The organism is Kitasatospora sp. NPDC087314 (assembly GCF_044744365.1).
In the GTDB taxonomy this organism is placed as follows: domain Bacteria; phylum Actinomycetota; class Actinomycetes; order Streptomycetales; family Streptomycetaceae; genus Kitasatospora.
On sequence record NZ_JBIUYE010000011.1, the window covers coordinates 213,064 to 233,099 of the forward strand.

The following is a 20,036-nucleotide window of genomic DNA, read 5'->3' on the forward strand; positions in this document are numbered from 1 at the left end:
CATCCATGGCACACGTCCACCCGGAGCAGGTCCGCCTCGACCCACCGGCCGCCAGGCGCCAGATCCGGCTCGCCCTCGTCAACATGCCCTTCGCGTCCTCGCGCCGCCCTTCGATCCAGCTCGGCCTGCTGCGGGCCGTCCTCGGCCTGGACGGCGTCCGGGCCGAGTCGTTCTACTTTAACCTCGAACTCGGCGCGGCCATCGGCTGGGAGCGCTACGAGGCCCTCTGCCACACCCGGGACGTGCTCCTCGGTGAATGGCTGTTCGCCCCGGCCGCCTTCCGGGAGCTGGCCCCGGCCCACGCGCGGTACACCGCCCACCATCCGTCCGAGATCCGCGAGGTGTGCGCCGAACTGGGGTGCGACGTCGACTTCCTGCTGGACCTGCGGGAGCGGGTGCTGCCGGGGTTCGTCGAGGAGTGCGTTCGGCGAGTCGACTGGTCCGCCTTCGACGTGGTCGGCTTCTCCTCGATCTTCGAGCAGAACTGCGCCGCGCTCGCGCTGGCACGGCGCCTCAAGGAGGAATTCCCCTCCCTGGTCACGGTGTTCGGCGGCGCCAACTTCGAGGACGAGATGGGCCTGGAATACGTACGGGCCCTGCCCTGGATCGACTACGCCGTCATCGGCGAGGGCGACGAGGCACTGCCCGCACTCGTCCGGGCACTCGCCGACGACGGCGACCCGACGACCGTACCCGGCGTCGCCACCCGAGACCCGGACGGCACCGTCCGCTTCGCCGGACGAGCACCACAGGTCACCAACCTCGACGTCCTGCCCGAACCCGACTACGACACCTACTTCACCACCGCCCAGCAACTCGGACTGCCCCGAGTGGTCCGCGGGCAGGTCGTGGGCCTGCCGTTCGAGACGGCGCGGGGCTGCTGGTGGGGGGCCAAGCACCACTGCACCTTCTGCGGACTCAACGGCCTCGGCATGGCCTTCCGTAGCAAAACCCCCGAACGGGCCCTGCGCGGCATTGACGAACTCGCCCGCCGGCACCGCACGTACGCGTTCCTGTCCGTCGACAACATCCTCGACCAGCGCTACATCGGCGAGGTGTTCGGGCCGCTCGCCCGGCAGCGCAAGGACTACACGTTCTTCTTCGAGGTCAAGGCGAACCTCTCCCGCGAACAGATCCGAACGCTCGCCCAGGGCGGAGCCCGCATCGTCCAACCAGGGATCGAAAGCCTCAGCACGCGGCTGCTGCACCTCATGCGCAAGGGCACGACCGCCCTCCAGAACGTCTGCTTCCTCAAGTGGGGCCGCTACTACGGTCTCACCGTCGCCTGGAACCTGCTGCTCGGCTTCCCCGGCGAACAACCGGACGACTACCGACGACAGATCGAGGTCATACGGCTCATCCCGCACCTGTGCCCGCCGGGCTACGTTGGCCGGATCCGGCTGGACCGTTTCAGCCCGTACTTCACCGACCCGCAAGCCGTCGACATCCGCGCCGTTCGGCCTATCCCCGCCTACGGCGACACCTATCCGGACACCGTCAACCACGACGCCATCGCCTACTTCTTCGCCTACGACGCCCCCACCGCCCTGGACGAGCGGGCCTACGGAGAGGTGAAGGAGACCGTCCTGGCCTGGCAACGCCGGTGGGAGGGCTCGTCGGTGCCGTCCCTCGTGTACCAGCGGGGCGCCGACCGGCTCGTCGTGACCGACTGCCGGTACGGCACGCCGCCGCGCACCACCTCCCTGCGCGGGATGGAAGCCCAGGTGTACGAGGCCTGCACCTCGGCGCCCCGTTCGGCAACGGGAGTTCTTCGGCTGCTGCTCGAACAGCACCCGGAACCGCCGCATCCGGAGCCGTACCCGACACCGGACGCCGTGCAGCGCGTGCTCACCGGGCTCACCGAGCAAGGGCTGATGCTGGAGGACGAGGGCCGGTACCTCGGCCTGGCCCTACCGATCAATCCGAACTGGTAGCTCTCCGGCCGCACGCGGGAGCCTCGCCCTCCACCGACGCCCGCGCCGACGGGAGTTCGAGTCGGGTGCGGTCAGCGCGGGCGGGGTCTACCGGCCCGCCGCTCTGCGCCCCACCTTCTCCGGGACGGCGGCGCCGTCCTGCGCCCGCGCTGTCACCGGCCGGGGGCGATCCACTCGACCAGGTGGAGCAGCCGGTTGAGGGCGTCCTTGGAGTGGGCTCGGTGAGGTTGACCATGAGCTGGAAGACGACCTTCAGCAGGGCCGGGTTGCCGAGCCCGGCGGCGCCGGCCGCGCCGAGCAGCCGGGGGCGGCCGAGCAGGTCGGCGGCGAGCCGGCCGAGCGCGAAGTAGCCAGCGCAGGCGGAGCGCAGGCGGAGCGCAGGCGGAGCGCAGGGCGAGTTCGCGGCCGCGGTCGGTGCGGCGGGCGAGTGCCTGGACGGCGGTCTCGGCGGCGAAGCGGCCGGATTCCATGGCGTAGGCGATACCCTCGCCGACACCGGGGCTGACGGTGCCGCCCGCGTCGCCGACCAGCAACAGGCCGTCCGCGTAGTGGGGTTCGCAGTTGAGGCCCATGGGCAGGACGGAGCCGCGGATGGGTTCGGTGACGGCCTCGGGGGTGTAGCCGTACTCGGGCGGGAGCCGGTCGCACCAGCGGCGCAGCAGGTCGCGCCGGTCGAGGTCGACGCCGGCGGTGTCGAGGACGCCGAGGCCGACGTTGGCGGTGCCGTCGCCCATGTCGAACACCCAGGCGTAACCGGGCAGGTGGAGGGCCTACGAGCTGCGCCTGGGACGTGGCCTTGGCTGGCGTCATCGACCAGCGGGAGGTCTCCGGGGAGTTCGCGGCGGCCGTCAGGCGCCGCCAGTTGGATCAGCTACGGGACGCCTCCGAGGTAGTCTCCAAGCGGATCACCAGCGGCACCGCTCACGCAGCCCGCGGGTCGGTCTTCGTGACCTCTCAGGAATTCCGAGCAGCGTACGCCGCTGCCGACGATACATGAGCCGAGAGCGAACTGCCGCACCACTGCCTGAATACTTCCGGCCGCCCGAGTGGGTTCAGTGGGGGTAACGGGCGGCCCGGAAGAACAAGACGGACAGGTCACCACAGATGGTCCAGAACGCGAAGAACGACGACGTGTCCGGCGGCGGCGCAAGCTCCGTCTGAAGGCCGCACTGCTTGGACGCTCCAGAGGCGGGCGGACCAGCAAGATCCATGTCGCCGGTGAGCGGAAGTGCCGACCGCTGGTGTTGATGATGACCGAGGGGCAGGCCGCCGACAGCCCGCAGTTCGTCCCCGTGCTCAAGAAATTGCGAGTCCGCGGGCCGGTCGGCCGTCCCCGCACGCGGCCCGACGCGGTCGCCGGGGACAAGGCCTACTCGTCCCGCGGCAACCGCGCCCACCTGCGTCAACACGCGATCAAGGCCGTCATCCCGGAGAAGAGGGACCAGGCCGTCAACCGGGCGAGGAAGGGCAGCCGTGGCGGCCGGCCCGTCAGCCACGACGCCGACCTCTACAAAGAGCGCAACACCGTCGAGCGCCTGATCGACAAGCTGAAGGCCTGGCGAGGCATCGGTGAGGTCGACTCGGGGCACCCTGCTGGTCTCTCCACCAGTGGGTTTCCCCGAGCCGCCTCCCGAACCCGGCGTGCCCGTCTCCGGGCACCGGGCTCTCCACAAGCCCCGTTGGTGTGGTCAGATCCTCATGCCGCAGTGGGCCACGGGCTCGGAATGACTGTCCCCCGGTATCGGTATCTGGTCGTGCTCACCTTCGCCGGGTTGAACAGTTCTCTCTCCTCCGTGGCGGGCCACCAGCCGCCTCCGCAGTAGCGGCGGCGAAGCTGCTTCCACGTGATCCCGGGGTGTTTGCGCCGTATCCACCGGACTACCCGCATCCACACGTAGTGGCTGAGGTAGCAGAAGGCGACGTTCGAAACCCCGGGACGGAAGTACGCGCGACAGCCCCGCAGCACCGAGTTCAGTCGGTTCAGCAGGACTGTCAGCGCCAAGCCGACGTTCTGCCGTCCGGTCAATTCCTTCACCCTGGCCATCACGGAACGCAACGACTTCCGCGCCGGGTAGGTGTAGACGTACTGCCGATCAGTGCCTTTCTTCCGGTGACGCTGGATGCGCCATCCGAGAAAGTCGAGGCCCTCGTCGATGTGGGTGATCCTCGTCTTCTCCGAGCAATGCTCAAGACTTGTGGATCGGCTCCGGGAGGGCACGCGGAGGGCGTACCTTCCCGAATGATCCTTAAGGTCTCCGAGTAGGCCCGCGTTGCAGCGCGGGTCGGGAAGGTACGCCCGTGCTCAGCGTAGTCACCGACGACGGCTCCACCCAGTCCGGCTCCCTGATCGACGAGATTGTCCGCGAGGGCGCCCGTCGGATGCTGGCCGCCGCTCTGGAGGCGGAAGTCAGTCAGTACATAGCCGAGTTGGCTGCCGAGACCGACGAGCAGGGGCGTCGCCTGGTGGTCCGCAACGGGCACCACCGACCCCGGACCGTGGCCACGGCAGCCGGGGCGATCGAGGTCACCGCGCCGCGGGTGAACGACCGTCGCGTCGACGAGTCCACGGGCGAGCGCAAGCGGTTCTCCTCGAAGATCCTGGCGCCGTGGTGCCGCAAGTCGCCCAAGGTCAGCGAGGTGCTGCCGCTGCTCTACCTGCACGGGCTCTCGTCCGGGGACTTCGTGCCCGCACTGGAGCAGTTCCTCGGCTCGGCCGCCGGGCTCTCGCCGGCCACGGTGACCCGGCTGACGAAGCAGTGGGGCGAGGACCACGCCGCCTTCCAGGCCCGGGACCTGTCCGACCGCGACTTCGTCTACGTGTGGGCCGACGGGGTGCACCCCAAGGTCCGCCTCGGCCAGGCGCACTCGTGCGTCCTGGTCCTGCTCGGGGTGCGCGTCGACGGCACCAAGGAACTGATCGCACTCGCCGAGGGACTGCGCGAGTCCACGGAGTCGTGGGCCGACCTGCTGCGCGACTGCCACCGACGCGGCATGCGCGACCCGGAGCTGGTCGTCGGCGATGGCGCGATGAGCCTGTGGAAGGCCCTGGCCGAGGTCTTCCCCGCGGCCCGCCATCAGCGCTGCTGGGTTCACAAAGCCCGAAATGTCACTAATGCCCTGCCGAAGTCCGCACAGCCGGGCGCGACGAAGGCGATGCAGGAGATCTACAACGCCGAGGACCGCACGCACGCCGAGAGGGCGATCAGGGCGTTCGCGAAGACCTACGGCACCAAGTGGCCCAAGGCCGTCTCGAAGATCACCGACGACCGGGAGGAACTGCTGGCGTTCTACGACTTCCCGGCCGAACACTGGATCCACCTGCGCACCACGAACCCGATCGAGTCCACCTTCTCCACCGTCAAGCTCCGGACCAAGGTCACCCGTGGCGCCGGCAGCCCGGCCGCGGCCCTGGCCATGGTCTTCAAGCTCGTCGAGTCCGCCCAGGACCGATGGCGCGCGATCACCGGCGCCCACCTGGTCGCCGTGGTCCGCGCCGGCGGCAGATTCGAGAACGGCGTCCTGGTCGAGCGCACCGAGGTGGCGGCATGACCGAGCCCCTCAACCCCGGCAGCCACACAGCCGAGGTGGAACTGCAGATCGACCATGTCACCATCGTGAACTCGGCTGAGGCCACCGCCACGGTGCGCTGCATCCTCGGCCCGGTCCGTCGCGGCGCCCGCTTCGACCACATCCGCGACTCGGCAGAAGCCATCGCCCTGGAGCTGACGCAGATCCTCGCCTACTTCGGGCGATCCGTCGACGAACTCGACCCCGTCCACACCGCGCTGGTGACTCTCCGGGGCACAGGAGTCCAACTCCTGACCTCAGCTGCCCCGCACTCCGGCTGGCAGGCCATCCGGGGAACCAACCCGCCGCCATGACCAAGCCAACCACCGGTCTTGACTATTGCTCACTTCAAGTTCACGCGTCGGCATCGGTTGGAGCCGCTCACTATCGAGCCCGTGAGAACGGTGACCGAGATCGCCGTGCCGACAGGGCAGCTGGTGGTTTGCGACCCCTCGTACCTGCCCAACGGCACGGAGGGTGATCCGCTGGCGATCGAAGTTCCGCCTGGTGTCTACCCGGTGCAGGAGACCGGCGCCAGCTACGAGGGCGAGATGTTCGGCGACCGCTTCTCCGCCCGTGACACGTATGCCGTGCGTCTGCTGGTGAGCGAGAAGCCGACCGCCCGCTGGACGATGGCGGTCCCGCCAGGCGAGGACGTGAGGCTGCTGCGTGATGGCCAGTACTTCGGCTTCGGCGTCGACTCTGCCACGGGCTGCTTCGCCGACTCCATCGCTCGGACCGAACTGGGCCGCCGCTACTGCTCTGACCGCATAGGTTCACCGGGTTTCTGCCCGGGCGGAGGCTGGGGCCGATTGGATGGGGGCTGACATCCATTCAATGTGTGGAGGCGTGGTGGCAGAGCCGGTCAGGGTCCGCAGACTGACTGATCAGGAGGGGCAGCGGCTGCAGCAGATCGTGCGTCGGGGTAGCACCAGTTCAGTGCGGTACCGGCGGGCGATGATGCTGCTGGCCTCGGCCGGCGGTAACCACGTCCCGGTGATCGCCCAGCTGGTGGCGGCCGACGAGGACACGGTGCGCGACGTCATTCACCGCTTCAACCAGATCGGCCTGGCCTGTCTGGACCCTCCGTGGGCGGGAGGCCGTCCCCGCCAACTCAGTCCTGACGACGAGCACTTCGTCGTCCAGACGGCCACCACCCGCCCGACCAAGATCGCCCAGCCCTTCACCCGCCGGTCCATCCGCAAGCTCGCCGCCTACCTCCGCAGAGTCCACGGCCGGGTGATCCGCATCGGCCGCGAGGCCCTGCGCTGCCTGCTCGCCCGACGCGGCGTCACCTTCCAGCGCACCAAGACCTGGAAGGAGTCCACCGACCCCGACCGCGACGCCAAGCTCGACCGGATCGAGCACGTCCTGGACCGCTTCCCCGACCGCGCTTTCGCGTTCGACGAGTTCGGGCCGCTCGGCATACGCCCGACCGGCGGATCCTGCTGGGCCGAGCAAGGCAGGCCCGACCGGGTCCCGGCGACCTACCACCGCACCCACGGCGTCACCTACTTCCACGGCTGCTACTCCATCGGCGACGACACCCTCTGGGGCGTCAACCACCGCCGCAAGGGCACCGCCAACAGCCTGGCCGCACTCAAGTCGATCCGCGCCGCCCGCCCCGACGGCGCCCCGATCTACGTGATCACGGACAACCTCTCCGCCCACAAGGGCGCCAAGATCCGCCAATGGGCCCGGAAGAACAAGGTGGAGCTCTGCTTCACCCCGACCAACGCCTCCTGGGCCAACCCCATCGAGGCGCACTTCGGACCGCTGCGGCAGTTCACCCTCGCCAACTCCGACCACCCCAACCACACCGTCCAGACCCGTGAACTGCACCGATACCTCCGTTGGCGCAACGCCAACGCCCGCCACCCCGACGTCCTGGCCGCCCAACGCCGCGAACGTGCACGCCTACGCAGCGAAAAGGGCATCCGCTGGGGCGGGCGTCCCATCCCCGCCGGACGGCTTCAGATCCTCAAGTCGAGGACTGCTTGACGACCTGCTCACCCTCTCCCTTCGGTTCCTCGAAGTTGGCCAGGTAGCGGTTGAACAGCGCCTCATCCACGGTGACGGCGTTGGCACCCTCTACACCGCTCCGTACTTCGAGGCGGCGCTCCAGCGTCGTCCGGTCAGCCTTGAGGTGGACCAGTTCCCAGTGGCAACCGTGGCTCTCAATCAGAGCCTTGTAGTCGTCGCGAGCGGCGCGACTCCAGAAGCTGTAGTCCACCACCACGTCGCGCCCGGCCAGCATCAGCTCGACCAGTTCCTGCCGCTGCTCGCGGCGGATCACTTCCTTGAGCCGGTCGAACGCCTCAGCTTCCAGCACTAGGCCGGCGTCGCGCTGCCCGAGTCGTTGCCAGACCACTTCGTCGATCGACAGCCGGGCGAAACCGCGTCGCACCAGATCCATCGCGTAGGTGGTCTTGCCCGCTCCGGGAAGACCGCACATCAGCACCACCGTGCTCAATTGCTCCTTCACGGAACCAGGTTAGACCGACCAACCCGGCGAACCTATGCGGTCAGAGCACTACATGCGGGCCCTCACCTCGGGCGGTGGCGAAGGCGTCGACGACATCGATGGCGGCTACAGCAAGGTGGTCGATGACGCGACTGGGGCCGCGCTGGTCACCTTCCTGTTGGGCGGAGACGGTGTCTACCCGGTCTGTGTGGGACGTGACGACGCGGGTGAGGTCACTGCGGTCGTAGTGGCGGACCGTTTCGAAGTCGGCTATCTGGAACCGTTGACCCCATGAGCTGGGGCATCAAGCGGCGAGTGGGTGGGCTCGATGCGACCAGGCGGTCGCCTCGTCGTACCTCGTGCCGGTCTTGAGACAGCCGTGCAGGATGCCGACGAGCCGGTTGGCGAGCTGGCGCAGGGCGGCGTTGAATTCAATGCCACGGGCCTGTTGCTTCTCGTAGTAGGCCCTGGCGCCAGGGGAGACCCGCGGTGCGGAGAATGCCTGGGCGATCAGGGCGTCGATGAGCCGGTCGTTGCGGACATATCGCGCGGTCACGACCTTCTTCCTGCCGGATGCGCGGGTGATCGGGCTGGTGCCGGCGTAGTTCTTGCGGGCCTTGGCGCTGGCGTAGCGGTGAGGGTCGTCGCCGAATTCTGCGAGTACCCGGAAGCTGAGATTATCCGGTCCCAGCCCGGGCTGGGACCGGATAATCTCAGCTTCCGGGTGTCGGCCAAAGTACGCCTCGACCTGCCCGTGCATGAAGTTGACCTGCTCGTTCAAGGTGACCAGCAGCGCGACAAGGGCGCGTGTCGAGTCAGCGTAGGCCGCAGTCACAGCGGCTGGCTGCCCCAGATGCTTGGCGCGCAGTACGGCTTGGATCTTGATGGCCTTGTCGGGGATGTTCCGTCGGCGGGCGCGCTTGAGAGCCGCGCCGATCTGCGTGGTCGTCAGCTTCGCCGCAGCTACCGGATCAGGTGCCTTGGCCAGTAGTTCCAGGGCGTCGGGGGCATCCAGGTCGTCGAACGCCTCCACGGCGGCGGGGAAGTAGTCGAGCAGGGCATGCCGCTGCGTGGTGCGGGTGCGTTCCCAGATCAGGGTCTTATGGGCGCGCGAGCAAGGTCGGACGCGCCAACGACCAGAGCGTCGATGTCCTCACCGAGGACCCGGCAGGACGGCGCTGGGCCGTGCAGTGCAAGCACAAGCAGGACCCCGCCGGCGGCAAGCCCGGCGGCGTCGGCGTCCTGTATGCCCTCGCCAGCGCCTACCAGCGCGCCCACGACGCGCACCTCGCCGTCGTCGTCACCAACAGCCGCTTCTCCCGCGACGCCCTGAGGTGGGGCGCCGAACAAGGAGTCCTCCTCGTCGACCGGACCGTCCTCGCCCGATGGGCCGCCGGCGGCCAGCCCCTGTGGGACGTCCTGCCCCGCATCCCCGCACCCCGCAACGGCCTGCAGAACGAACCTCACCGCCCGCAGCGCCACCGGCCGCCGTCGGGCAGGCCTACCCTTCGACGGTGCTCGCCTGCTCGAACATGGTGTCGGCGCTGACCGTGTAGTTGGACCAACTGCCGTCGCCCATGAAGGTGTACGGCGCGTCGTAGGGCTCGTTGGTCCAGCGGATCGGCGTGGTGGGGGCCATCTGGCGCAGGCAGCTGCCGGTGCGGCCTCCGCCGCAGGCGACGGTCTGGAAGGCGCCGTTCATGTCGGTGAAGTACTTGGGCGAGGTGGTGGTGGCCGGCGTCTCGAAGCCGTCCGCGTAGGGCAGCTTGAGCGGTGCGGCAGCCGGCGCGGTGGCGGTGCCCTTGCCCTGACCGGGATGAGGTCGGCAGCACAATCAGCCGTGGGCTGATGTCTAGACAATTGCCGGGAGCTGGATACCCATCTCTGAACCGTCCGAACAAAAACGCTCATGCCATTTGACATGGTGCTAGTGCGTGGATGGGACAGCCGCACGGCGCGGTCGTCCAGTCCCTGACCGTCTGCTCGACGCCGAAGCGCTGTTCCTCAGCCGTTGCCCTTCCGAGGTCGGGCCAGCGCGGACGCTGTCCGAGGTCGCGCGGTCGAGCGGTGCGACGCCGATGCCGCGGGCCCCCTGCTGGTCGGCTGCGTCTACTCCTGCCGGTAGGCGTGGGCGGGCGGGGCAGCGGCGGCGACCGGAGCGCGGAGCACGGATCCGTCCGGGCCGGCCGGGTGGTCGAGGCCGTGGCAGGCGGTGGTGATCAGCAGGTGGCCGCCGGTCGGGGTGAGGCAGACGGAGGTGGGCTGGCGGGCGGGGAGGCGCAGGGTCGTCAGGTGGGTGCCGTCGGGGTGGTACTGGTGGACCGCGCCGAGGCCCCAGATCGCCACCCAGAGGCAGCCGTCGGTGTCCACGGTCATGCCGTCCGGGGAGCCGCCGGCCGCAGTGCGGACGAACTCCTCGTGGTCGGTCGGATTGCCCTCGGGGTCGAGGGTGTAGCGGTGGATGGTGCCGGCCGCGCTGTCGGCGACGTAGAGGAGGTCGCCCGTGCTGTTGAAGGCAGGGCCGTTGACGATCGTCATGCCGTCGAGGACGCGGTGCACGGAGCTGTCGTGGTCGGTGCGGTAGAGCGACCCGGCGCCGGCGGTGCCGTCGTAGGGCATGCTGCCGGCCCAGAAGCGGCCCTGCGGGTCGCAGACACCGTCGTTCATCCTGGTGCGGACGGGGGACCGGTCTTCGGGGCGGGCGAGCCATTCCAGGCCGCCGTCAGGGCCGAGCAGCGCGATGCCGGTGCCGGCGGCGGCGATCCAGTGTCCGGGGCGGCCGCCGACCGGCGCGACGGCGCCGAGCGGGACGTCGAGGCGAGCGATCTCGCGCGGAGTTCGCGGCCCTGTGAGGTCGGGGACTTCGAGGAGGCGGCCGGCGAGGATGTCGACGTAGACGAGCCGTCCGTTGATCCAGCGGGCGCCTTCGGCGAGTTCGTGTTCCCCGGCGGCCCAGACTTCGACCTGGCCGGGCAGGTTGCTTGAGAAGGACATCGGGCTCTCCGGGAGGGCTAGCGCAGGGTGGTGCCGGCGGGCTGGTCGAGGAGCGTGAGGTCCCGTCGGGTGGGCAGGCCCTCCCAGTCGCCGCGCGAGGTGACGGCGAAGGCGCCGGTGGTGGTGGCCCGGTGGAGGCGGCGTTCGACGTCGAGTCCGTCGAGCAGGCCGGAGAGGTAGCCCGCGACGAACGCGTCGCCGGCGCCGACGACATCGACGACGGGGACCCGGCGTGCGGGCATGCTGACGGTGCCCTGGGCGGTGCTGGCGCTCGCGCCGTCGCCGCCGCGGGTGATCACCACCTCTCCGCGCCCCTGGGCGAGCAGCGCGTCGATCGCGTCGCCCTCGGGCAGGTCCGGGTCCTCGGAGACCAGGTGCAGTTCGTCGGCGGAGGCGACCAGTACGTCGGCGAGCCGGGCCAGTGGGAGCAGGGCGTCGCGGGCCTCGGCCGGCGACCACAGGCGGGCACGGTAGTTGACGTCGAGGCAGACGGTGATGCCGAGTTCGCCGGCCCTGGCGGCCGCCGCGTGGACGGCTTCGGCCGCCTCGGAACTCAGGGCGGGGGTGATCCCGGTCAGGTGCAGGATGCGAACACCGGGGCTCAGGGCGGGCAGGACGTCCGAGGACCGGAGGGCCGAGCCGGCCGATCCCGAGCGGTAGTAGGTGACGCTGACCAGATCAGCGATGCGGTCCTCGCGGGCCAACAGACCGGTGGGCCGGCCCTCGGTGTCGAACCGAACGTGGCTGACGTCGACCTGCTCCGCGCGCAGTGTGCGCAGGACGAGCGCGCCGAACTCGTCGTCGCCGACCCGTCCGACCCAGCCGGTGCGGTGTCCGAGCCTGGCCAGGCCGATGGCGACGTTGGCCTCGGCGCCGGCGATGGAGAGCTGCATCGGGGCGCCGAGCCTGACCGGGCCGGTGGCCCGTAGGGCGGCCATGGTCTCGCCGATGGTGACGACTTCGAGCGGTGGCGAGCCGGTCATGCCGCTATCTCCTCGGTCAGGGCGGTGCGCCAGCCGGCGGCGCGCGCACGAAGGGCGTTCAGGTCTCCGCCGCTGGCGGCGTCGCCGACCAGCGGTGAGCCGACGCCCACGGCGACCGCGCCGGCCGCGAGGTAGGTGAGCGCCAGGGCGGCGTCAACACCGCCGACGGGGACGAACGGCACGCCGGGGAAGGGGTCCCGAAGGGCCTTCAGGTAGCCGGGGCCGCCCAGGGAGGCAGGGAAGAGCTTGACGGCGAGCGCTCCGTTCTCCTTCGCGGCGATCACCTCGCTTGGCGTCAGCGCGCCGATCAGCAAGGGCAGTTCCGAAGTGGTGCGGCGCAGGTCGTCGCCGAGGCCGGGAGTGACGAGGAAGCTCGCGCCGGCGTCGGCGGCGCGGGCGGCGTCCTCGCCGGTCAGCACGGTGCCGGCGCCGAGCGTGGCGTGCGGGCCGAGTTCGCGGCGGGCCTGCTCGATCACCCACAGTGCGTCGGGGGTCGTCAGCGACACTTCGGCGGCGGTGATGCCCTCTTCGGCGAGGACGAGCACGGTGCGCAGCGCCGCGTCGCGGTTGGTGCCGCGCACGATGGCCAGGGTCCGGTACGGCAGTTCGGTCAGGTGCATGGGGGAGGCCCTTGTCGGTCAGTCGGTGCGGGTGCTGGTCGCGGTGATGTCGAGGTGCCAGCGCAGCACCCCGCCGGGCGGCACCTGTGCGGCGTCTCCCGGCCCGGCCTCGGCGAGGTCGAAGACGGAGCCGAGCATCGGCTCGACCCCGATGCTGCGATAGGGGGCCGACGCGGGGAAGCCGCGCAGGTTGCGCCAGAGGGCGACGGAGACCGGGACGTCGGCGTCGGCGTGCAGGGAGAAGGTGAGCGTGTCGGGGCCGTCGGTGACCGTCACGCTCGCGCAGTCGGTGAGGATCGCGCCGACCGCGGTGCCGTCGTCGGGGCCGAGCCGGTCCAGGCGCAGGCCGCGCGGCGCCGGCCACGGTCCGGTGAGGTGGTGGGCGCCGTCCGGCCAGGGCTGGGCCAGCAGCTCGGCCGCCTCGGGGAAGAGCCGGGTCGGCGTGGCGTCGGGTGCGGCCAGCCGGGCGTCCGGGGTGACGTCGAGCAGGGCGTGGGCTGCCCACAGGAACCGGTAGCCCGGGTCGGCGTGCAGCTCGTAGTCGATGCGCAGCACCACCGGTCCGCTGTCGATGCGTCGGCTCAGGACGAAGTCGGGGCAGTCCAGGGTGTCTGCGTCGCCGTCGCGTTGCCAGGGCCGGGACCAGGCGTCGCCGTGGTCGGGGGTGCCGCGCACGGTCGGGATGCACTCCTCCAGGCCGCCGGCGTCGATGAAGGCGTCCCCGGGGCGGACGGTGGCGCGGGCCGGGTCGGGGCGGTGCCAGAGCCAGTCGCGTTCGCCGGCTCGCAGCGAGGTCCACCGGCCGCCGTGGGCCAGGTCGGTGCGGATGGTGATGGGCAGGTCGGTCACCATTCCGCGAAGGACCCGTCAGTGTGGTGCCAGACGGGGTTACGCCAGCGGTGTCCGGTCTCGGCGGCGCGGCGCACGGCGGCCTCGTCGATCTCGATGCCCAGGCCGGGGCCGGTGGGCCGGGCGGCGTGGCCGTCGGTGAAGCGGAACGGCTCGGGGTCCAGCAGGTAGTCCAGCAGGTCGTTGCCGCGGTTGTAGTGGATCCCGAGGCTCTGTTCCTGGATAAGGAAGTTCGGTATGGAGAAAGCGAGTTGGAGGCTGGCGGCGAGGGCGATCGGGCCGAGCGGGCAGTGCGGGGCCATCGCGACGTCGTGGACCTCGGCCAGGGCCGCGATGCGCCGGACCTCGGAGATGCCGCCGGCGTGCGACGGGTCGGGCTGGGCGACGGCGATGCCGGTGGCGAGCACGTCGCGGAAGTCCGAGCGGGAGTAGAGCCGTTCGCCCGCAGCCAGTGGAACGGACGTCGAGTCCACCAGGCGGCGCAGGTCGCGGGAGTGTTCGGGGAGGACGGGCTCCTCGACGAACAGCGGGTGCAGGGGTTCCAGCAGGGGCAGCACCCGCCGGGACATGGCGGTGGACATCCGGCCGTGGAAGTCGATCGCCACGTCGCGCTCGTCGCCGAGGACCTCGCGCACGGCAGCGACGCGGTCGATGACGGCCCGGGTCTGGGCGGGGGTGTCGATGGGGCGCAACTGCGCTGAGCCGTTCATCTTGACGGCGGTGAAGCCGGCGTCGATCTGGGCCTGGGCGAGTTCGGCGACATGGGCCGGGCTGTCGCCGCCGATCCAGGCGTACACTCGCACCCGGTCGCGGACGTGGCCGCCGAGCAGTTGGTGGACGGGGACGCCGTGGGTCTTGCCGGCGATGTCCCACAGGGCCTGGTCGATGCCGGCGACCGCGCTGGAGAGCACCGGGCCGCCGCGGTAGAAGCCGCCCTTGGTGAGGATCTGCCAGTGGTGCTCGATGCGCAGCGGGTCCTGTCCGACGAGGTAGTCGGCGAGTTCGTGGACGGCGGCCTGGACGGTCTCGGCGCGGCCCTCCACGACGGGTTCGCCCCAGCCGGTGATCCCCTCGTCGGTGGCGATGCGCAGGAACAGCCAGCGCGGAGCGACCAGGAATGTCTCCAGTGATGTGATCTTCATCCGGTCTCTCCCCGTTCGGCGTCGACGGTCAGCTGGTGGAGGTCGGCGGCTGCCTGGGCGAGCAGTTCCTCGACGGCGCGGGCGGCCGCTTCGGCGTCCCGGGCGCGGACGGCGTCCAGGACGGCCCGGTGGGCGGGGACGGCGTCGGCGCTGTGGTCGGCGCCGTGCACGATGTGGTCGCGCACCCGCAGGCCGGCCTCGATCACGACCTCCATGCGGGTGAGGAGTTCGTTGTGGGCGGCGGCCAGCAGCGCGCGGTGGAAGGCGAGGTCGGCCTCGACCGCGGCGTGGGCGTCGCTGCCAGCGGCGGCCATCAGGTCGAGGGCGTCCTCCAGCGCGGCGAGGTCGGCCTCGTCGCGGCGTTCGGCGGCCAGCCGCGCCCCGGCCGGTTCGACGATGCCGCGGACCTCGCCGAGGTTGTCGAGGAAGGCCTCGTCGGGGATGCCCCGGCCCTGCCAGCGCAGTAGGTCGCTGTCCAGCAGGTTCCAGTCGGAGCGCGGTCGCACGAAGGTGCCGCGCTTCTGGCGGGAGTCGATCAGTCCCTTGGACGCCAGGACCCGTAGTGCCTCACGCACGACGGTCTTGCTGACGCCGAGTTCCTGCTCGATCCGGTCGGGGTGGAGCGAGTCGCCCGGGGCGTACGTGCCGCGGACGATCTGCTCGCCGATGACCTCGACGGCTTGCCTGTGCAGGCCTCGTACCGGGTTGTTCACGGCGGTCCCCCTTCCGTTGTTCTGCGCGGGCCGGTGGCCCGCGCGCCGATCAGGTGAGTGTTCACGACGATGCTTTGACGACGGACCAGCCGCCGTCCACCACCAGGTTCGCACCGGTGACGTAGGAGGCGTCCGAGGAGGCGAGGAAGGCCACGGCCGCCGCCACCTCCTCGGGCCGGCCGAAGCGCTTGGCGACCGTCTCGGCAACGCTGTCGGCCCGCCCGGCCTCGTCCACCCGGTCCCAGGCCGCAGTCATGATCGGCCCGGGCACGATGGTGTTGACCCGCACCTGCGGGCCGTACTCGACGGCGAGTTGACGGCCCATCGCGCACAGGGCGCCCTTGGCGGCGGCGTACGCGGGGTGCCCCGGCAGGCCGACCAGCGCGTGCACCGAGGAGGTGAGCACCACCGAGCCCTCGCTGTCCCGCAGGGTCCCGGCGAAGGCGCGGATCGCCAGCCAGGTCGCCTTGAGGGTGACCGCGAGCTGGGTGTCCCACTCGACTTCGGTCAGCTCGTGGGCGGGTTTGACCACCACGGCGTAGGCGTTGCTGTGTAGCACGTCCAGCCGTCCGTAGCGGCTGCGCACGTGCGCGGCCAGCTCGTCCCACACCGCGGCGCGGGTCACGTCGCCGTGCCGGTACTCGGCCTGGCCGCCCTCGGCGGTGATGGCCTCGACCACGGCCCGGCCGGCCGGGTCGGCGATGTCGACGGCGATGACGGCCGCGCCCTCGGCGGCCAGCCGCCGCGCGGTGGCGGCGCCGATGCCGCTGGCGGCACCGGTGATCAGGGCGACACGGCCCTGGAATCTTCGACAGGTCTGCTCAGTCACGGCGCCACCGTAGCGCTTCTGATTAATTATGCAAATATCTTGACAGTCCTGGTCGCCCGGTCCCAGGATTCGAGCCCAGGACGACAGGCAAGCAGGCAGCGCGAGGCGGAAGCCGCCGCAGCTCCCGGACCACACACCCGTAAGGCCAGTCGGCTTCCTGAACACCCCCACCCTGGTAGGAGCTCGAAATGATCACTACGCGCACCCGTGGTGCGGCCGCCGTCCTGGGCGCGGCTGTCGTCCTTGGTCTGACGGCCTGTTCGACCGGTCAGACCTCGTCGAGCGGCGCCGGCCCCGCCTCGGTCGCTCCGGTCACCGGGAAGGTCTCCCTCACCTACCTGCAGAAGCAGGGCGACCAGCAGTACTTCATCGACGAGGCCAACGGTGCCAAGGCCAAGGCCGCCGAACTCGGCATCGACCTGAAGGTGGTCAACCTGGGCAACGACGCGAACAAGACGGTCGGCGAGGTCCAGTCCGCGATCGCGCAGAAGACCAACGGCCTGATCGTCGTGGTTCCCGACCCCGCGGTGGGTCCGCAGGTGGTGCAGACCGCGCGGGACGCCAAGGTGGCCCTGCTCACCTCCGACGACCAGGTCTGCACCAACAGCCCCACCCCGGCCAACTGCGACAAGGCCAACCTGGTCCCGCGGATCGGCTTCTCCGGCCAGCAGATGGGCGCCGAGGTCGGCAAGCGCGCCGCCGAGGACTTCAAGAAGGCCGGCTGGAACGCCGCCGACACCCGCGTCATCTCCGCCTCGAAGCAGGACGTCACCGTCTGCGGCGACCGCGTGAAGGCCGCCAAGGACGCCTTCAACAGCGGCGCCGGCGCGAGCGTGCAGAACATCGACGTGGCCACCGACAACACCCCGACCGGTGCGCAGGACAAGGTCGCGGCGACCATCACCGCCAACCCGGGCGTCAAGCACTGGGTGGTCTGGGGCTGCAACGACGAGAACGTGCAGGGCGGCGTGACGGCCCTGCAGAACGCGGGCGTCGGCCCCGACAACATCATCGGCGTCGGCCTCGGCGCCTACCTCGCCTGCAAGGACTGGGGCCCGGGCGCACCGTCGGGCATGAAGGCCTCGCTGTTCATCAACGGCAGCGACATCGGCGCCCTCGCCGTGCAGACCATGTACGACAACCTCAAGAACGGCAAGCCGATGCCCGCCGAGGCGTTCGCCCCGACCACGATGGTCGACGCCTCCACCTGGCAGTCCGCCGGCGCGAAGTGCAGCTGAGCCGGATGAACACCCCCAGCACCGCAACGGCTGGGCCCGGGCTGGCGGCCGAATCGATCACCAAGCGGTTCGGCCCCGTCCAGGCCCTGCGAGACGTCACCCTGTACTTCCCCCCCGGTCAGGTGACCGCCCTCATGGGCGAGAACGGCGCCGGAAAGTCCACCCTTCTGCGCATCCTCACCGGTGACCACCAGCCCACCGAGGGCCGGATCAGGCTGGACGGCCAGGTCCTCGACCTCGACTCGCCGACCGACGCGAGGCGCGCCGGCATCCGGATCATCCCGCAGGAACCGGAGATCATCCCGCACGTCTCCGTCGCCGAGAACGTCTACGCCGGCTCCCTACCGCGACGCACGGGCCGACGGCTCGACCGGGCCGAACTGCGCCGCCGGATCACCTCCGACCTCGAACGCCTCGGCTTCGACAAGGTCCTCGGCCCCGACCTTCTCGGCTCCGAACTCACTGCGGCCCAAAGGCAGTTGGTCGAGATCATGCGGGCCCTGACCGGCGACACCGCGCCACGGGCCATCGCCTTCGATGAGCCCACCTCCTCGCTCTCCGACCACGAGGTCGACGCCCTGTTCGCCCTCATCGGCCGGCTGCGCGACGCGGGCATCGCCGTCATCTACGTCTCCCACCGCATGAAGGAGATCTTCCGGCTCGCCGACCGGATCGCCGTCCTGCGCGACGGCACCGTCGCAGGCACCGTCGACGCCAGGACCACCAGCGAGGGCGAACTCGTGCGCCTCATGGTCGGCCGTGACCTGTCCAGCCTCTTCGCGCGCCAGCACGTGGCCGGTGACCGCGTGGTGCTGGAGGTCGACGGCCTCAGCACCAATGACGTGCACGACATCAACCTCCAGGTCCGCGCCGGCGAGGTGGTCGCCCTGGCCGGCCTCATCGGCGCCGGCCGCTCCGAACTCGCCCTCGCCCTGGCCGGCGACCTCCCCCTACGATCCGGAACCGTCCGAATCGATGGCGACCGCATCCGCCTGCGCGGCCCGGCCGACGCGATCCGCGCCGGGATCGGCCTCGCTCCGGAGGAGCGCAAGGCCCAGGCCCTGTTCCTCCAGCGCACCATCCGCGACAACACCTCGCTCGTCAGCCTCGGCAGGCTGCGCCGCTGGCGGTTCGTCAACCGGACGCAGGAGAAGGCCCTCGCCCAGGAGTACGCGGACCGCCTGCGGGTGCGCGCCCCCTCCATCGAGGCGGAGGTCCGCACCCTGTCCGGCGGCAACCAGCAGAAGGTCGTCCTGGCCCGCTGGCTCGCCCGCAAGCCCGCCCTGCTGATCCTGGACGAACCGACCCGCGGCGTGGACATCGGCGCGAAGGCCGAGATCTACCGGATCATCGCCGACCTCGCCCGCGAGGGCACCGCGATCCTGGTGATCTCCTCCGAACTCCCCGAGGTCCTCGGCCTGGCCGACCGCATCCTCGTCATGCAGAACGGCCGCATCACCGGCCGGCTCGACCACACCGAGGCCACCGAAGAGGCCATCCTCGCCCTCGCCATGGCCGACGACCTCACCCCCGACCTTCCGCACGAGACCGCCACGGCACCTCGCACCGGAACCGACCCGGCCCCCGGAGGAACCCGATGACGACTGCCCTCTCCGTCGACCGAGAGCCCGACCAGAGCGGCGGCCGGCCGACGCCGGCCACCGACGCCCGCAACCTGCTGGCCCGGGCGGGCGGCCAGAACCTGGGCCTGATCGGCGCCATGGCCCTGGTGCTCGCCGTGTTCGGGTGGCTCAACCCCAACTACCTGAGCTGGGACAACATCCAGGTCATCGCCGAGGCCTCCACCATCTCCGGCCTGCTCGCGGTCGTCCAGACCGTCGTGATCATCTGCGGCGGCCTCGACATCTCCGTCGGCTCCCAGGCCGGCCTCGCGTCCGTCACCAGCGCCATGGTCTTCACCTCGACCGGCTCCAACTCCCTCCTCGGGATCGGCGCCGCCGTCGCCATCGGCGCCGGGATCGGCATCTTCAACGGTGTCGTCATCATCTACGGCCGGGTCAACCCGACCATCGCCACCCTCGCCGGCCTGGCGGCCTACAAGGGCGTCGCACAGCTCATCTCCAACGGCTCGGCGCAGGGCTACGTGCTCAACGACAGCCTGTTCGTCTTCCTGAGCCGGGGCAAGATCGCCGGCCTGCCGGTCATGGTCTGGCTGCTGCTGCTCGTCGCGGCAGCCGTTCACGTCCTGCTCAGGTACACCGACATCGGCCGCAACATCTACGCCCTCGGCGGCAACGACACCGCCGCCCGCCTGGCCGGCATCAACCTCAACAAGTACCTGATCGCCGTCTACGCACTCAGCGGCATGGTCGCCGCCCTCGCCGGCGTCCTGCTCACCGCCCGCACCGGCTCCGGCCAGCCCGTCTCCGGCAGCGAAGGCCTTGAACTCCAGGCCATCACCGCCGCCGCCCTCGGTGGCTGCGCCCTCAAGGGCGGCAAGGGCGGCGTCGGCGGCACCCTGCTGGCGGTCGCTCTGCTGGGAGCTCTCCAGAACGGTCTCACCGTGCAGGGCATCAACGCCTTCTGGCAGAACGTCGCCCAGGGCGCCCTGCTGGTCGCCGCCGTCGTGATCCAGCAGCGCCGCGCCCGCGAACGCGCCGTCGGCCTGCCCGCGTAGCCCCCGAAGCGCCCCCAGAAGCGGCCCGCCCTTCGTTCGAAGGGCGGGCCCACAGCACCATCGCT

At 70.6% G+C, this 20,036-nt stretch carries 22 protein-coding genes and 1 pseudogene; 11 read left to right on the forward strand and 12 right to left on the reverse strand.

Annotated elements, in window-relative coordinates; all coding sequences use genetic code 11:
* Positions 1 to 5 precede the first annotated feature (5 nt).
* Entirely contained in the window at positions 6 to 1,934 is a 1,929-nt protein-coding gene (locus ACIO5E_RS24545) for a RiPP maturation radical SAM C-methyltransferase (RefSeq protein WP_400671487.1), read from the forward strand.
* A 152-nt stretch (positions 1,935 to 2,086) separates the two neighbouring features.
* Here the strand turns inward: ACIO5E_RS24545 and ACIO5E_RS24550 are convergent, their stop codons facing one another.
* Positions 2,087 to 2,668, reverse strand: a complete 582-nt coding sequence (locus tag ACIO5E_RS24550; protein WP_400671490.1) for a hypothetical protein — start codon at positions 2,666 to 2,668, stop codon at positions 2,087 to 2,089.
* 333 nt (positions 2,669 to 3,001) lie between these two features.
* On the opposite strand from ACIO5E_RS24550, the pseudogene ACIO5E_RS24555 reads away from it, so the two are divergent.
* Positions 3,002 to 3,502 (forward strand): annotated as a pseudogene (locus ACIO5E_RS24555) (transposase); the annotation flags it as partial.
* A 128-nt stretch (positions 3,503 to 3,630) separates the two neighbouring features.
* Here the strand turns inward: ACIO5E_RS24555 and ACIO5E_RS24560 are convergent.
* Positions 3,631 to 3,978, reverse strand: coding sequence for a group II intron maturase-specific domain-containing protein (locus tag ACIO5E_RS24560; protein WP_400671750.1), 348 nt, complete (start codon positions 3,976 to 3,978; stop codon positions 3,631 to 3,633).
* Between the two features lie 254 nt (positions 3,979 to 4,232).
* Here ACIO5E_RS24560 and ACIO5E_RS24565 point away from each other — a divergent pair, with 254 nt between their 5' ends.
* From ACIO5E_RS24565 to ACIO5E_RS24580, 4 genes are all read left to right on the forward strand, one after another.
* Positions 4,233 to 5,483: an IS256 family transposase gene (locus ACIO5E_RS24565; RefSeq protein ID WP_400671491.1), complete on the forward strand. Its 1,251-nt coding sequence runs from the start codon at positions 4,233 to 4,235 to the stop codon at positions 5,481 to 5,483.
* Entirely contained in the window at positions 5,480 to 5,815 is a 336-nt protein-coding gene (locus tag ACIO5E_RS24570; protein WP_400671493.1) for a hypothetical protein, read from the forward strand. The genes ACIO5E_RS24565 and ACIO5E_RS24570 overlap by 4 nt, the downstream gene beginning before the upstream one ends.
* A gap of 90 nt (positions 5,816 to 5,905) precedes the next feature.
* A complete protein-coding gene (locus ACIO5E_RS24575) occupies positions 5,906 to 6,328 on the forward strand; it encodes a DUF4241 domain-containing protein (RefSeq protein ID WP_400671495.1) in 423 nt (140 codons plus the stop codon).
* 25 nt (positions 6,329 to 6,353) lie between these two features.
* The gene (locus ACIO5E_RS24580; protein ID WP_400671498.1) at positions 6,354 to 7,502 is read left to right on the forward strand and encodes an IS630 family transposase; all 1,149 of its coding nucleotides are present in this window, start codon (positions 6,354 to 6,356) and stop codon (positions 7,500 to 7,502) included.
* On the opposite strand, the gene ACIO5E_RS24585 is transcribed toward ACIO5E_RS24580, so the two are convergent.
* Positions 7,483 to 7,986, reverse strand: coding sequence for an AAA family ATPase (locus ACIO5E_RS24585; protein ID WP_400671501.1), 504 nt, complete (start codon positions 7,984 to 7,986; stop codon positions 7,483 to 7,485). The genes ACIO5E_RS24580 and ACIO5E_RS24585 overlap by 20 nt on opposite strands.
* A gap of 52 nt (positions 7,987 to 8,038) precedes the next feature.
* On the opposite strand from ACIO5E_RS24585, the gene ACIO5E_RS24590 reads away from it, so the two are divergent.
* The gene (locus ACIO5E_RS24590) at positions 8,039 to 8,260 is read left to right on the forward strand and encodes a hypothetical protein (RefSeq protein WP_400671504.1); all 222 of its coding nucleotides are present in this window, start codon (positions 8,039 to 8,041) and stop codon (positions 8,258 to 8,260) included.
* A 9-nt stretch (positions 8,261 to 8,269) separates the two neighbouring features.
* On the opposite strand, the gene ACIO5E_RS24595 is transcribed toward ACIO5E_RS24590, so the two are convergent.
* Entirely contained in the window at positions 8,270 to 8,998 is a 729-nt protein-coding gene (locus tag ACIO5E_RS24595; protein WP_400671506.1) for a transposase, read from the reverse strand.
* Between ACIO5E_RS24595 and ACIO5E_RS24600 the strand changes: the two genes are divergently transcribed.
* On the forward strand, positions 8,941 to 9,513 hold the full coding sequence (locus ACIO5E_RS24600; RefSeq protein WP_400671509.1) for a restriction endonuclease: 573 nt from the start codon (positions 8,941 to 8,943) through the stop codon (positions 9,511 to 9,513). The two genes, ACIO5E_RS24595 and ACIO5E_RS24600, sit on opposite strands and share 58 nt — an antisense overlap.
* Here the strand turns inward: ACIO5E_RS24600 and ACIO5E_RS24605 are convergent.
* The 8 genes from ACIO5E_RS24605 to ACIO5E_RS24640 form a co-directional block, all read right to left on the reverse strand.
* Positions 9,467 to 9,799, reverse strand: a complete 333-nt coding sequence (locus ACIO5E_RS24605) for a hypothetical protein (protein WP_400671512.1) — start codon at positions 9,797 to 9,799, stop codon at positions 9,467 to 9,469. The genes ACIO5E_RS24600 and ACIO5E_RS24605 overlap by 47 nt on opposite strands.
* 275 nt (positions 9,800 to 10,074) lie before the next feature.
* Positions 10,075 to 10,959 carry an SMP-30/gluconolactonase/LRE family protein gene (locus ACIO5E_RS24610; protein WP_400671515.1) on the reverse strand — a complete coding sequence of 295 codons (885 nt, stop codon included), beginning with the start codon at positions 10,957 to 10,959 and terminating at the stop codon, positions 10,075 to 10,077.
* Between the two features lie 17 nt (positions 10,960 to 10,976).
* On the reverse strand, positions 10,977 to 11,942 hold the full coding sequence (locus ACIO5E_RS24615) for a sugar kinase (RefSeq protein WP_400671518.1): 966 nt from the start codon (positions 11,940 to 11,942) through the stop codon (positions 10,977 to 10,979).
* A complete protein-coding gene (locus ACIO5E_RS24620; protein ID WP_400671521.1) occupies positions 11,939 to 12,562 on the reverse strand; it encodes a bifunctional 4-hydroxy-2-oxoglutarate aldolase/2-dehydro-3-deoxy-phosphogluconate aldolase in 624 nt (207 codons plus the stop codon). Before ACIO5E_RS24620 ends, ACIO5E_RS24615 begins: the two co-directional genes overlap by 4 nt.
* 18 nt (positions 12,563 to 12,580) lie before the next feature.
* Positions 12,581 to 13,414, reverse strand: a complete 834-nt coding sequence (locus tag ACIO5E_RS24625) for a hypothetical protein (protein WP_400671524.1) — start codon at positions 13,412 to 13,414, stop codon at positions 12,581 to 12,583.
* A complete protein-coding gene (gene dgoD / locus ACIO5E_RS24630; protein ID WP_400671527.1) occupies positions 13,408 to 14,553 on the reverse strand; it encodes a galactonate dehydratase in 1,146 nt (381 codons plus the stop codon). Before dgoD ends, ACIO5E_RS24625 begins: the two co-directional genes overlap by 7 nt.
* Complete coding sequence (locus tag ACIO5E_RS24635; RefSeq protein ID WP_400671530.1) at positions 14,550 to 15,266, reverse strand: FadR/GntR family transcriptional regulator; 717 nt, start codon at positions 15,264 to 15,266, stop codon at positions 14,550 to 14,552. Before ACIO5E_RS24635 ends, dgoD begins: the two co-directional genes overlap by 4 nt.
* A 61-nt stretch (positions 15,267 to 15,327) precedes the next feature.
* Positions 15,328 to 16,095 carry an SDR family NAD(P)-dependent oxidoreductase gene (locus ACIO5E_RS24640; RefSeq protein ID WP_400671533.1) on the reverse strand — a complete coding sequence of 256 codons (768 nt, stop codon included), beginning with the start codon at positions 16,093 to 16,095 and terminating at the stop codon, positions 15,328 to 15,330.
* A 188-nt stretch (positions 16,096 to 16,283) separates the two neighbouring features.
* Between ACIO5E_RS24640 and ACIO5E_RS24645 the strand changes: the two genes are divergently transcribed.
* Genes ACIO5E_RS24645 through ACIO5E_RS24655 form a run of 3 tightly spaced genes read left to right on the forward strand, consistent with a single transcriptional unit; the run spans position 16,284 to position 19,971 of the window.
* Entirely contained in the window at positions 16,284 to 17,333 is a 1,050-nt protein-coding gene (locus tag ACIO5E_RS24645) for a substrate-binding domain-containing protein (protein WP_400671536.1), read from the forward strand.
* A 5-nt stretch (positions 17,334 to 17,338) separates the two neighbouring features.
* On the forward strand, positions 17,339 to 18,934 hold the full coding sequence (locus tag ACIO5E_RS24650) for a sugar ABC transporter ATP-binding protein (protein WP_400671539.1): 1,596 nt from the start codon (positions 17,339 to 17,341) through the stop codon (positions 18,932 to 18,934).
* On the forward strand, positions 18,931 to 19,971 hold the full coding sequence (locus ACIO5E_RS24655; RefSeq protein WP_400671542.1) for an ABC transporter permease: 1,041 nt from the start codon (positions 18,931 to 18,933) through the stop codon (positions 19,969 to 19,971). Before ACIO5E_RS24650 ends, ACIO5E_RS24655 begins: the two co-directional genes overlap by 4 nt.
* The last annotated feature ends 65 nt before the right edge of the window (positions 19,972 to 20,036 follow it).